The following is a 12,403-nucleotide window of genomic DNA, read 5'->3' on the forward strand; positions in this document are numbered from 1 at the left end:
CCGGATTTTCCGGGCTTTTTATTGTCTGTTTTTTATCGCTTCATTTATCTACGTACTATTATTTTAGTAGTGATTAAAGAGGTGAATAATGAGTATTCGTGAAGCCGCTGTTGCTGGTATGTTTTATCCTGGAAATCCAGCACTCTTACAGTTACACCTTGATGAATTATTTGATGCCTTAGAGCCAGAACCCGACCTGCATCCACAGGCACTGGTTGTTCCACATGCAGGTTATATCTACTCCGGAGCGACAGCTGCTCGGGCTTATATTCAAGTACAGCCGGATGATTATGAGCAAATTCTCCTGCTTGGCCCAAGCCACAAGATGCCTTTATCTGGAATGGCTTTACCTACATCTGAAGCATTTTCCACTCCTCTTGGGGATTACCCCCTTTTATCAAAGTTAATCAATGAGTTAGTAGAAAAATGTCTGGCTTCTTTTAACGATACTGCTCACCTGACAGAGCACTCACTGGAAGTACAGATCCCTTTTTTGCAGAAGATAAAGGCTCATATTCCGTTGGTTCCAGTCGTGGTTGGCAGAGAAAGGCCTGAGAAGGTTTCTGCTCTCATCGATTATGTCTGTTCAAGAGGAAAAACTCTGATTCTGGTTAGTTCAGATCTGAGTCATTTTCATTCCTACACTGAAGCTCAACTGCTCGATCAGAATACTAGTCAGCGGATTATTAATCTGGCGACTGATATTAAGCCGGAAGAGGCTTGTGGGTGTAATGCGCTTAACGGGCTTCTGTTTTGGTTAAAAGAGCAAGGGAAGCGTATTGAGTTGATTGACCAATGTAACTCTGGTGATACGGCCGGAGACAAAATGAGGGTGGTTGGATATGGAGCCTACGGTGTTTACCAGTGAACAGAGATCAACGCTGTTAGATCTGTCCCGGAATGCAATTCTTTCCTCATTGCATCCATGGGAGGCAGGAAAGCCCCAGCCTGAGCCTTGGCTAGAAGACGAAAGGGCAAGTTTTGTGACCCTGAAAAAACAGGGGCAGTTGAGGGGCTGTATTGGTAGCTTACACCCGGTTCGTTCTCTATTAGATGATATCTGGCACAACGCTCAGGCAGCCGCTTTCAGTGACCCACGTTTCCCTCCAGTGACCGAAGAGGAGTTTGAACAGCTGGATATTGAGTTATCTGTGCTAACTGAAGTGCAGCCTTTGACTGTATCCAGCGAGCAGGAATTGTTGTCAACTTTACGGCCAGGGATTGATGGCTTAATTATCGAAGATGGTTTGCGTAGAGCAACGTTTTTACCTTCTGTCTGGGAGCAGCTATCACAACCTCAGAGCTTTCTAGATCAATTGCGTTTGAAAGCAGGAATGCCCGCGGGGCACTGGTCAGATACGATGACATGTTCGGTCTATCAAGTGGAAAAAATAAAGTGACTCACTTTTTATCGATTGTAATCGGGCTTTAACAGGCAATTGTTATAAACAACATGGAAACCTGTTGTATCGATTACAACCTTAGGCCAGAGTGTTACACCGGTGATTCAGTAGAGGATCAATGGTTAATGTGTAACATCAAAGTGGCAGGGGTAGTAGCAAAATGAACCTATATGATCTGTCAGGCTCGGGATCAGATGCTGAAAAGTTCGACCAGCTGCTCTCCAGAGATGGGGTAACCATAGAACGGATTATTTCCCATGGTCAGGCTACCCCTGAAGGGGATTGGTACGATCAGGATTGGGATGAATGGGTTCTGGTTATCTCAGGTACGGCGGGTTTACTTCTTGATGGAGACTCCGAGGTTATTCACCTTAACCCCGGAGATTCTCTCTTCCTTCCAGCACATAAAAAACACCGGGTTGAGTGGACCGATAATACTCAACCAACTATTTGGCTAGCTGTTCATATCAATCAAAACAATTAAGGCGAAACGATGTCTGTAAAACAGAAAATCGAGGTTTTTCAGGGTGATATTACCCAGTTGGATGTTGATGCTATCGTTAATGCTGCTAATAACAGTTTGCTCGGCGGTGGCGGAGTAGATGGTGCTATTCACCGTGCTGCAGGGCCTGAATTACTACAGGAATGCAAAACTCTGAATGGTTGTGAAACAGGTGGAGCCAAGATAACCCGAGGTTATCGACTTAAAGCCCCTTGGATTATTCACACCGTAGGGCCAATTTGGTATGGCGGTGATGAGGGTGAAGCACAGAAGCTGACGCAATGTTATGAGTCTTGTATTCAGTTGGCTGTGACACACTCAATCAGCAGTATCGCTTTTCCCGCTATCAGTTGTGGTGTATATGGTTATCCGGCTGGTGAGGCTATAACTATTGCATTAAAAGTTGTTGCGCAGAAACTCGAGACGCATCCGGGAATAAAGCGAGTAATTTTTTGCGCTTTTAGTGATGAGATGGCGAACCTTTATTCCAGTGCTATAGAAGAGTTGGCTGGTTAGATTTATCGCCAATTAATCCAGTAACTGTATTCGATTCGGTTGGAGAGGTTCACCGTTTCTTTAAGTGTCTCGCTGGGTTTCGCATGGCATTGTACTCCGTTGAATTCAGGTTCAGCCCAACCGGTCATACCTCCCATATATTCCCGTTTATAACCCCAACTGCCGCAGGAAAGTATATTGTCGTAGCTTCTATCACGTTCACAAACTACGCAAGTTTCAAACTTTACCTCAATATCTTTACCCTCTACACCATAAGAATCTGAGACATAGGGTGTGTCATAAATAGCTACGGTAGAAGCGCGTTTCGGTTGACCACTCCAGGGTTTGTCTTGGTCATCACGAGGGGTAGGGTGTACACCATAACCGTGTTCGAGCGGAGCATTATCATAGAAGGGGTCTAGAAATTCATCGGGTACATCAATCTGAACCGGCTTTTCTCCAGGCAGAAGCCGGCTATTGGTTTTTCTAACTTGTAAAAGACGATAGCGGTCACACTGCGCGATATTCTGACCGGTTAGATGACCCGTCACGTTGTTAATCAGATGGATCTCCAGCCCAATACCGGTTGCGTTATCCCCTGGGATGTAACGGGCATTGCTTCGACTGCTGTGATACCACTCCTTGGAAAATACCAAAATCCCAATTGATTCTGTTTGGTAAGTCACAGGGCAGACTTTGCCAACTTCTAGTTCAGCAGCTTTAAGTGCAGCGGTATATAGTAAACAAAGTATGCTAATGAGTATCTTTAATTGCATCGGTTCTCTCTGATCCGGTGAATTAAATGTATATACAAAGCATAGCTTTTGGTTTTAGATAGGTTTGCTTGAAAAGGTTAAATTTTTATTACAGCTGAATTGGAGAAGAGCGATGGGTGAATCGGGGCATATCAATTATGTAGAGTTTCCAGCTTCAGATCTGGAGCAGGTTAAGCAATTTTATAACGATGCATTTTCCTGGGAATTTACCGACTATGGACCAGAATATACTGCCTTCTCTGAGTCAGGGCTGATGGGTGGCTTTTTTAAATCTGATCTAAAAAGTCGTACCGAAAATGGCAGTGCTCTTGTAGTGCTGTATGCTGCTGATCTGGAGGATATGCAAGCCAAAGTTGAGACGGCTGGAGCCAAAATAAGCGTGGAAATTTTCTCATTTCCTGGAGGAAGACGTTTTCAGTTTCTTGATCCCAACGGTAATGAGTTAGCTGTTTGGTCGGATAAGTAACAAAAACACGGGTTTATATTCTTTTTCTGTTCTATAAATGGTCACAAATTCATCACGTTAGTGTAAAATTTGCCCCCAATTTTTTGCTTCGAGAAGATTCGGGGCGTAACCAGTTAGATTCGGAAAGAAGATGCATACAGTTGAGAAGATCGGCGGCACTTCCATGAGCCGCTTTGAAGAGTTGATGGATACAATTTTGGTGGGCAAACGCACCACCCCTGAAGAACTGTATAACCGAATTTTCGTGGTATCTGCTTACGGTGGTATTACCAACTATCTTCTTGAACATAAGAAAACAGGTGAGCCTGGTGTTTATGCACGTTTCGCCAACGCTGAAACTGAAGAGGCTTGGGTTGAAGAGCTGAACAAAGTTCAGGCGCGCATGGAAGAGATCAATGCAGAGTTATTTGGCGACGCTGAGTTTGAGCGTAATGCCGCTGATAATTTTGTTATTGAGCGTCTTAATGATGTACGCGATTGCATGAAGAGCTTGCACCACCTTTGTACTTACGGCCACTTCCAGTTGGAAGAGCACCTGATGAAGGTTCGTGAGATGCTGGCTTCTATCGGTGAAGCACACAGTGCATACAACTCAGTACTGGCTTTGCGTAAAGCGGGTATCAATGCGCGTTTCGCAGACCTGACCGGTTGGCATATGGATCAGCCTCTTCCGTTTGAGGAGATGATTAAACAGCAGTTTGCCGATGTTCAGATCGATAAAGAGATGGTTATCGCTACTGGCTACACTCACTGTGAAGAAGGTCTGATGAAGAGTTTTGACCGTGGCTACAGTGAGATGACCTTCAGTATGATTGCGACAGTCACGCAGGCTGAAGAAGCGATCATCCATAAGGAATATCACCTGAGTTCTGCTGACCCAATGCTGGTGGGTACTGATAACGTTGTTACGATTGGTGCGACCAACTATGACGTAGCGGATCAGCTGTCTAACCTGGGTATGGAAGCGATTCACCCTAAAGCTGCAAAAGGCCTGCGCCGTAATGGTGTAAAACTGCGTGTTAAGAACGCATTTGAGCCAGAGCATGAAGGCACCATCATCAGCCAGGATTATCACAGCGATGCCCCACGTGTTGAGATTATTGCCGGCCGTAAAGATGTATTCGGTATTGAGATCTTTGATCAGGAGATGCTGGGTGATGCGGAATACGATATCGAGATATCAAAACTTCTAGCGCAGCTGAAGTTGTACGTTATCAACAAAGACGCGGATGCGAACAGTATCACCTATTACGTGGGTGGTTCACGCAAGATGGTTAACCGCGCTGCTCGCCTAATGGAAGATATGTACCCAGAAGGCCAGATCCAGCTGCATAACCTGGCAATTGTCTCTGCAATCGGCTCACACATGAAAGTTAAAGGCATTCTGGCACGTGCCGTTGGCGCACTGGCTGATGCTGATATCAATGTGATGGCGTTGCACCAGTCTATTCGTCAGGTTGAGATGCAGTGTGTTGTCTCTGATGATGATTATGAAAAAGCGATTATTGCTCTGCATGCAGCTCTGATTGAAAACGGTAATCAGGATATTGATTCAGCTGCTTAAGCCTGGGCTGCACAATCTATAAGCCATAATAAAACGGCCCGCATTATGCGGGCCGTTTTATTATGTATATCTGGAGCTGTTACTTACGAATACCTTCGATATGCAGATCCATATAAACGGTTTCAGCAGCAGGGCCTAACTGGTAGTTCATACCAAATTCTTTAGGTTGCAGTTCAACTGTGCCGGAGAATCCTGCGCGGTAGCCACCCCAAGGGTCTTTACCTTCACCTACTTTTTCCACATCAATAGCGATCTCTTTCGTAGAACCATATAAGGTCAGCATTCCTTTCATAACACCGCCGCCGTTTTCATTCGGAACGAACTGGGTGCTTTTAAAACTTGCGGTTGGATGCTTGGCTACATTAAGGAAGTCATTGTCACGTAGGTGCTTATCGCGCTCTGCGTGGTTGGAGTCTAGTGAAGTCACATCTACTTCTACATTAACGCTGGAAGCTTCTGGTTTAGCCGCGTCATAACTGAACTCACCCGCGAACTTATTGAAACGTCCTAGCAACCAACTGGTACCCAGGTGACTGATGCGGAACTGGATAAATGCATGTGCACCTTTTGTATCGATAACATAATCAGCTGCATGGATTGGCGCTGCAGTCATGGAAGCGGTTACTGCTGTAGCCAGTGCCAGTCCTTTAATAAATTTTGCTTTCATTCTTAATCCTCTTGTATCGCAAGCATGCGTTTCAGGGTGATATCTTTATCAATAAAGTGGTGCTTCAGCGCGGCACCTGCGTGTAGTGCTGCCAGAGAGATCAGTAGCGTAGCTACAATAAAATGAATCTCACCAGCAATGTCTTCTTGGTTTTCTATGGCATAAGGCAGAGCAGGAACGCTAAACCAGCTGAATAGTTCAATTGGGCTGCCATCTGCAGTTGAGATTAGATAGCCAGAGATCAGTGTGATCAGCAGTAGCAGGTATAAGCCTGCATGGGCAACTTTGGCTGCGATCTCATGTAATTTAGGCTGTGGTAAAGCCATAGGTGGCTTGTTAATCAGACGCCAGGCTATGCGAGCAATAAATACTGCCATAACCAGCAAGCCAATACTTTTATGCCACGCAGGCACTGTACGGTATTCAGGATCGTAATAGCTGAGCGAATCGATATAGAGGCCAAGCGGGTAGAGGCCTAGTACTGCGAGAGCAATCAGCCAGTGCATGATGATTGGTAGCCAGCCGTAGTCCTGTTTATCGTTTAATAATTTTTTATGCATAGTCATGTAGTTAGCCCTGATAGATTCACAATAGAACATATCCAAATTTGGGCTTCAGTATCTTTTACGTTTTTTTACGTTTTCTGTTTCAACCCTTGTACAACCTACTCTAATGGTTGATTATTGATGCGTCTAATGCATAAAAATTATCCCTGCTATGCTTGAAGTGAATTTAAGATCGATAGATCTCAACCTATTAGTTGTGCTCCAGGCGTTGCTTGAGGAATGCCATGTTTCAAAGGCATCGGTTCGTTTGGGGATGAGTCAGCCCGCAGTCAGTCGTGCATTACAGCGGCTTAGGCAAACCATGGATGATCCATTGTTGGTTAGGACGGGAAGTGGCTATGACCTGAGTGCCAGAGCAGTGGAAATTAAGCCTCAACTCATGCGGGTTTTACATGAGGTGCAGGAGATTATGCAGCCGGAGCGTTTTGATCCTCTGCATGCTGAAGGTACGGTTAAATTTACCGGACTGGATCTGGAATTGACGTTGCTGATTCCAAAGGTGGTCCAGCTTCTGAGAAAGAAAGCTCCAAATTTGAAAGTGGAGATCGTACCGCAGGTTTCTGATCATTTTGCGTTGTTAGAGCAGGGGGAAGTGCATTTCTCCCTTACTGGTTTAGTGCCGGAGGTAGTGCAAGACCAGTATCGTAGAATTGAGGTGGCTCGGACTCGTGATGTTTGCCTTATGGATGAGAACAATCCATTAGCGAAGGGGAAAATCTCGTTGGAGCAGTATGTGGATGCCTCTCATGGCTTGGTTTCGATTACCGGCAAAGGGCCGGGGAAAATGGACGATGTTCTTAAGCCGATGGGCTATAAGCGTAAGGTTATGCTGCGTCTGGCCAGCTTTATGTCTGTGGTGGAATTTTGCCAAGACTCTGATCTGATCTTTACTGCGCCGGAGATGATGGCAGAACATCTGTCCAAGAACAGTAGTCTGGTGATACGACCATTACCCAAAGAGTTTGAGCTACCAGAAATCGTCTTTTACGTTTACTGGCATGCTCGTTATCATCATGATCCAATGTGCAGCTGGATCAGAGCAGAGTTAGCGGAGCTCTTTTCCTGAGCCTCTTGTTTACTAAGCACTATTGAGCGCAATCAGAGGTGGGAGCCTTCCATCATCTGCATCGCCTCGTTACTCCAGCGTAAGGCTTCGTAGTATGAGCTTGAGTAGACCTCTTGCACTTCTATCGGTAGTTCGAAACTGCTTTGACCAACCATATAAAGGGTAACTGCGTGGAGTAACTTACCTGCTTTCCCCTCATAGCGGGTTATTGCTGATGTGATCACTTCAGAGACGCTAAGTTGGTCAAGCAACGTTTCCTGATCAATCTCCAGTAGGGCATCCAACATGGAGAGCACACCACAGATAAAGGCGAGTTCAGAATCAACTTCCTCTGTCCGATAGGCAACAAATTCACACATGCGGGCTGTGAGCAGAATCTGACGTATTAACTCCGAAGGGCTTTCATCATTGCTTGCTAGTGCTAGCAGCGTGGCCCATTTGTTAATTTCATTCATCCCCAACGCAACGATCGCCTGGGTCAGACTTTCTATCTTATTCGGCAGGTTATATTTCGCTGAATTGACAATACGCAGGAGTTTAAAGGTGAGTTGCGGATCTCGCGAGGTAATATCCGCCAGAACAATAGGCGTAACCTCTTTGTCCTGAAGAGCAGCCAGTAGATGGATTACAATACTCTGGTTAGAGCTGAGTTTTTTGCCTTCGACCAGCGTTGGGCGGGAAAGGAAAGGTCCTTGGAAAAGCCTGAAGCCCATTTTCCGGTATTTTTCGTACTCTTCCTTAGTTTCTACATTCTCGGCAAGACAAGTTACTTTAAAGCGGCTAACCGTTTTGAGGTGTTGCTCAATTTCTTCATCCGAATGTTTCTGGATATTGACCCGGGCCATATTCGCCAAGGTTAATAACTCATCGCAATTTGGATCATAGGTGAAGTCATCTAATACCAGCCGGTAACCTGCATCAACGTATTTCGTTATGTTCTTTATCAGTTCGGAGGAGAGTTCTTGCTGGCGTATATCAATCACCAGATTGTGGCGGCTCAGATTAGGCAGGCTGCCACTGCGTACGAACATTTCTGATACATTTAAAAATGCAGGCAAGGACTTTAGTGCTCCGCAATCATAGATGCTGGTGAAATTGTTGATAAGCGCGTTACAGGCTTCCTGATCCCCCTTGAGGAATTTAGCAATACTCTCTCCATTTTCAGAGTGGTAGAGAAGTTCATAGGCAACCACATTGAGGTCACGATCAAAAATTGGTTGCCGGGCCAGCCCAAGAGGATTGAGGTTATCTTCCATGTTTTTTCCCATAAAACAGCAGATGTATGAGTGACCTAAGAATCGATTACGATTAGTAGTGTTACAATTTTGGAACACTGTTCAGAATCAAACAAGTGTTTATTCCATAAAACTCTGAGTTTATTTCAACGGGATTAGATTGTTAGACTTTGGTATAGTGTTTTCTTTTTGTCTGAGATAGCTCCATGCAAAATCATGCTCTAAGAACCCTGATCTCACAGGAAGTTCATGCCCGGCCTTTTCAGCGTTTATACCCTGATCTTGGACTTATACACATAGCAGCGACTTGTACTGCTGAAGAACAGATAGAGTTGGAGCAGATACTAAGCGGTATTCTCGTTGATAATGAGATTCCCCTCCCGGAACAACTAACTAGTTTCTTCTATAGCTCTAACGATGATATGGCGTTGCGCTATGAGCCACATAACGAATTTTATACTCTCACGCTATATCAGTTTGGGACTATGTCAGTAGAGAAACTGCAGCCGCTTTGGAAGCAATTACCGGGCTCGCTACTCTCTGGTGTTGAGATTCTATTTGGCACTGAGGAACAGGGTGAACCTGATCTGAAACAATACTTCGGTACCCGACAGGTATCCGGTTCTATGGTGATGGGTAAGGCAGCACGGTTATGGACCGATTTTTATCCATCTGGTGAAGATGGCTTTGTCCGGATGCGGGTACAGAACTGTTCGCTGAAATCTTTCCAGGCAGGGCGTCTACTGCAGCGTTTGTGTGAGATAGAAACCTACCGGCATACCGCTCTATTGGCATTACCTGTAGCCCAGCAAGCGATGCCGCAAGTAACAGAGATGGATCAGCAGCTGGCTGCGGTTACACACCGTATTGCTAACAGTAATGATGCTCCTGAGTTACTTCAGGAACTGATGGAACTCGCCGCTCGTGTTGAGGAGCTATCAGCTGAAACTGCAAACCGTTTCTCAGCTACAGAAGCTTACTTTGCTGTTCTCGATAGACGGATAGAGGAGCTGCGTGAAGACCGAATTGAAGGTCTGCAGACAGTTGAACAGTTTGTAGAGCGTAGGCTCGATCCAGCGAGAAAGACCTGCCTCTCAGCAAATGAGCGTATAGAAAGGCTTTCCCGGCGGATCACCCGTACCAGTGAGTTGTTACGCTCACAGGTCGAGTTATCTATAGAAGAGCAGAACCAGCTGTTGCTGGAGGGGTTGAATGATCGCTCCCGCCGTCAGCTTCGTCTACAAGCTAAGCTAGAAAGCTTCACGATTATTGTGGTGACTTATTACGCCTTTGATCTGTTAGAGCGCTCTATCCGAAATACGGTTCAGGTTGATGCACTTCAGGATCAGATTCTTATGTGGATAAGTATGTCGGTACCGCTTATTGCCGGTGCATTATGGTGGTATGTAAGACGATTACTTAAACATTATGGTGAGGAATAACAGACAGTTACAAGAATGCATTTGCATCTTGTTACAGCACTGGTATACTTCGCGCCTGCCTTGAGCGACCGTTTGAGGCTAGGCTTATCAAGCCGCGTAATGGTGCCCCCGCTGGTCCTTCCGCAATGATAAACCGTGAACCTGGTCAGGCCCGGAAGGGAGCAGCCACAGCGGTGGATTCATGTGCCGGAATGTGGCTGGTGGGGTCATCTCCAATGCCTTGTTTTATAACGGTTTTCTCCTAATTCTTGCTCTGCTGGCGCCAAGTGCGGCACAAAGTGAGACACATGGTTTATTCCCGATCCTCTGCGTATCTTGAACAGTCCCGACACGGTGTATTCTATTTCCGTATTCGTATACCCATTGAGCTGACCCCTTCGTTCTCCCAATCTCAAATCAGACGTTCACTGAAGACCAAATGTCGGAGAGAAGCAGTCCAGAGATGTTCAGTGGTTCTTGAGCAAGTATGTTCAATCTTCGATTTGGTTAGAGAAGGTAAATGTGCAGACCTGTCTGAACTGACGTGGAAGAAACCCAAGCTAGTTCGTAGTGCTCCTGAAGCTCCTACAAAGTCTCCAGTATCCCCTAAAATAGGGCCGAAGTTATCAGTCGTTCTTAACGAGTATCTGCATGAGCAACGTAGGGAGGGAGTAGGGATAGGTACGGTTAATGGTAAAAAGGCGGTTGCGAACCTATTCATTCGTGTAGTTGGCGATAAACCTATCGATCAGATTACTCGTGAGGATGCTCGTAAGTTCAAGACAATCGCATTGCAACTTCCTCCACGAATTGGGCAAATGCCTGAGCAGCCTCTTGATAAGGTAATTAGTGAAGCTACTGAGACAATCAGTACAACTACCTTTAACAACTATGTTAAGAACCTTACTACGATCTTCACTTATGCAATTAGGGAGGGGTATTGTAGTCGGAATCCTGCAGAAGGGCTGAAGGTAAAACAACGTGTTAAGGCTAGTGAATTCCGTAGTCGTTTTTCTGAAAATGATCTAACGCATCTGTTTCAGTGTTTAAGGTTTGAGCCATATCAGGACACCAAACCTTACCGTAAATGGCTTCCATTACTTGGTTTGTTCACTGGTGCTCGGCTGAATGAGTTATGTCAGTTGTATCTGGATGAGGTGATTAATATTGATGGTATTGATTGTTTGCACATCCAAGCTGAACATCCTGACCAACGTCTGAAGAACCAAACGTCCGAACGTTTGATACCGCTACATCCAAGGCTGAAAGAATTGGGTTTCCTTGAATTTGTTCAATCTCAGCGTACCTTAGGTCGAGTACGTCTGTTCTCAGAATTACGTTTCCATAAACAGCATCGCTACACACACGCTCCGTCACGTTGGTTTGCTAATGTCAGGGCTAAGGCTGGTTTTAACAACAGCGGAGAGAAGAAGGATTTCCATAGTTTTCGGCATACAGTCGCGGATCATCTAAAACAGCTTGGAGTAACTGAGGGGCTAATCGCTGGATTGTTGGGGCATAAGGCTGGTGGAATTACTTATAGTAGGTACGGGAAAGAGTACTCTCCTGAGAAGATTTTACCTGTTGTCGAGTTATTGGACTTCAGGGTCTAGATTAGCTACAAAGATGTCTGAACTCTCAGGGTATCGGCTTCATGGTTGAGCAAGGGGAGGAAGTTATGTCTAACAACTTGCTCTGCCATCACCAATTATTTTTCTACAATCAGATTCCCCCATCCACTACCAAATAATCTGCGAAATAGACTAAAACGCCCCGGAATATGGCCTCTAGCATCATATTTCTACCTAAATAGACAGAATCTTCTCTTCCTGAAACAAGACTTAAACAACTGGTTAATTAATGTACAATTATGTGGTAATGGTGGTCTATTTCATGATTTCCTACAACAACCATTTGACAATATCAATAGTTATGTGATGTAATCGCCCCACTAAATCAATTGCGGAAGTAAATATGGCATAAATCTCAATTCAGAAAACCACTGCCCGGTAACCACGTGTGGGCAAACTTATACATTGAATTGAGAGAGGCATTAGCCTCTTTTATTTTGCCTGTAGTAAACAGAATTACCAGAGCAGGGTCCCAGCAAGACCTGCTCACTTAAACTAGGAAAAGCCTATAACACGAAAACTTGTATACAGCTCAGCTGTCACTCCCACAACTGGAGGTCCACCCTGTGGATTCGTATGCAAGTTTGAAGCGTCAGCAGGTAATCCTACTG

At 45.2% G+C, this 12,403-nt stretch carries 13 protein-coding genes and 1 other RNA gene; 10 read left to right on the forward strand and 4 right to left on the reverse strand.

What is annotated here, in order from left to right:
• The first annotated feature begins 88 nt into the window (after positions 1-88).
• The 4 genes from amrB to GY843_RS10280 all read left to right on the forward strand — a co-directional run bounded on the left by amrB (position 89) and on the right by GY843_RS10280 (position 2,421).
• The gene (gene amrB, locus GY843_RS10265; RefSeq protein WP_297309212.1) at positions 89-868 is read left to right on the forward strand and encodes an AmmeMemoRadiSam system protein B; all 780 of its coding nucleotides are present in this window, start codon (positions 89-91) and stop codon (positions 866-868) included.
• Positions 855-1,400 (forward strand): AmmeMemoRadiSam system protein A, encoded by a 546-nt coding sequence (gene amrA, locus GY843_RS10270; protein WP_297309214.1) that lies wholly within the window; start codon positions 855-857, stop codon positions 1,398-1,400. The genes amrB and amrA overlap by 14 nt, the downstream gene beginning before the upstream one ends.
• A gap of 163 nt (positions 1,401-1,563) precedes the next feature.
• Entirely contained in the window at positions 1,564-1,887 is a 324-nt protein-coding gene (locus tag GY843_RS10275) for a cupin domain-containing protein (RefSeq protein ID WP_297309216.1), read from the forward strand.
• A gap of 9 nt (positions 1,888-1,896) precedes the next feature.
• The gene (locus tag GY843_RS10280) at positions 1,897-2,421 is read left to right on the forward strand and encodes an O-acetyl-ADP-ribose deacetylase (protein WP_297309218.1); all 525 of its coding nucleotides are present in this window, start codon (positions 1,897-1,899) and stop codon (positions 2,419-2,421) included.
• A 2-nt stretch (positions 2,422-2,423) separates the two neighbouring features.
• Here GY843_RS10280 and GY843_RS10285 read toward each other — a convergent pair whose 3' ends face one another.
• Positions 2,424-3,176: a hypothetical protein gene (locus tag GY843_RS10285; RefSeq protein WP_297309220.1), complete on the reverse strand. Its 753-nt coding sequence runs from the start codon at positions 3,174-3,176 to the stop codon at positions 2,424-2,426.
• A gap of 112 nt (positions 3,177-3,288) precedes the next feature.
• On the opposite strand from GY843_RS10285, the gene GY843_RS10290 reads away from it, so the two are divergent.
• Positions 3,289-3,642 (forward strand): VOC family protein, encoded by a 354-nt coding sequence (locus GY843_RS10290; RefSeq protein ID WP_297309222.1) that lies wholly within the window; start codon positions 3,289-3,291, stop codon positions 3,640-3,642.
• 130 nt (positions 3,643-3,772) lie between these two features.
• Complete coding sequence (locus tag GY843_RS10295; protein ID WP_297309224.1) at positions 3,773-5,206, forward strand: aspartate kinase; 1,434 nt, start codon at positions 3,773-3,775, stop codon at positions 5,204-5,206.
• Between the two features lie 79 nt (positions 5,207-5,285).
• On the opposite strand, the gene GY843_RS10300 is transcribed toward GY843_RS10295, so the two are convergent.
• Both GY843_RS10300 and GY843_RS10305 read right to left on the reverse strand, forming a co-directional pair.
• Positions 5,286-5,873, reverse strand: coding sequence for a YceI family protein (locus tag GY843_RS10300; protein ID WP_297309226.1), 588 nt, complete (start codon positions 5,871-5,873; stop codon positions 5,286-5,288).
• A gap of 2 nt (positions 5,874-5,875) precedes the next feature.
• On the reverse strand, positions 5,876-6,439 hold the full coding sequence (locus GY843_RS10305; protein WP_297309228.1) for a cytochrome b: 564 nt from the start codon (positions 6,437-6,439) through the stop codon (positions 5,876-5,878).
• Positions 6,440-6,590: 151 nt separating this feature from the next.
• Here GY843_RS10305 and GY843_RS10310 point away from each other — a divergent pair, with 151 nt between their 5' ends.
• A complete protein-coding gene (locus tag GY843_RS10310) occupies positions 6,591-7,505 on the forward strand; it encodes a LysR family transcriptional regulator (RefSeq protein ID WP_297309230.1) in 915 nt (304 codons plus the stop codon).
• 32 nt (positions 7,506-7,537) lie between these two features.
• On the opposite strand, the gene GY843_RS10315 is transcribed toward GY843_RS10310, so the two are convergent.
• Entirely contained in the window at positions 7,538-8,761 is a 1,224-nt protein-coding gene (locus tag GY843_RS10315) for an EAL and HDOD domain-containing protein (protein ID WP_297309232.1), read from the reverse strand.
• Positions 8,762-8,946: 185 nt separating this feature from the next.
• Here GY843_RS10315 and GY843_RS10320 point away from each other — a divergent pair, with 185 nt between their 5' ends.
• The 3 genes from GY843_RS10320 (at position 8,947) to GY843_RS10330 (ending at position 11,774) form a co-directional block, all read left to right on the forward strand.
• Positions 8,947-10,182 carry a DUF3422 domain-containing protein gene (locus GY843_RS10320; RefSeq protein ID WP_297309234.1) on the forward strand — a complete coding sequence of 412 codons (1,236 nt, stop codon included), beginning with the start codon at positions 8,947-8,949 and terminating at the stop codon, positions 10,180-10,182.
• Positions 10,183-10,291: 109 nt separating this feature from the next.
• An RNA gene (gene ffs / locus GY843_RS10325) (signal recognition particle sRNA small type) lies at positions 10,292-10,388 on the forward strand.
• Between the two features lie 81 nt (positions 10,389-10,469).
• The gene (locus tag GY843_RS10330; protein ID WP_297309236.1) at positions 10,470-11,774 is read left to right on the forward strand and encodes a site-specific integrase; all 1,305 of its coding nucleotides are present in this window, start codon (positions 10,470-10,472) and stop codon (positions 11,772-11,774) included.
• Positions 11,775-12,403 lie beyond the last annotated feature (629 nt).

Origin of the sequence: Neptuniibacter sp., assembly GCF_024231755.1 — a bacterium.
Lineage (GTDB): Bacteria > Pseudomonadota > Gammaproteobacteria > Pseudomonadales > Balneatricaceae > Neptuniibacter.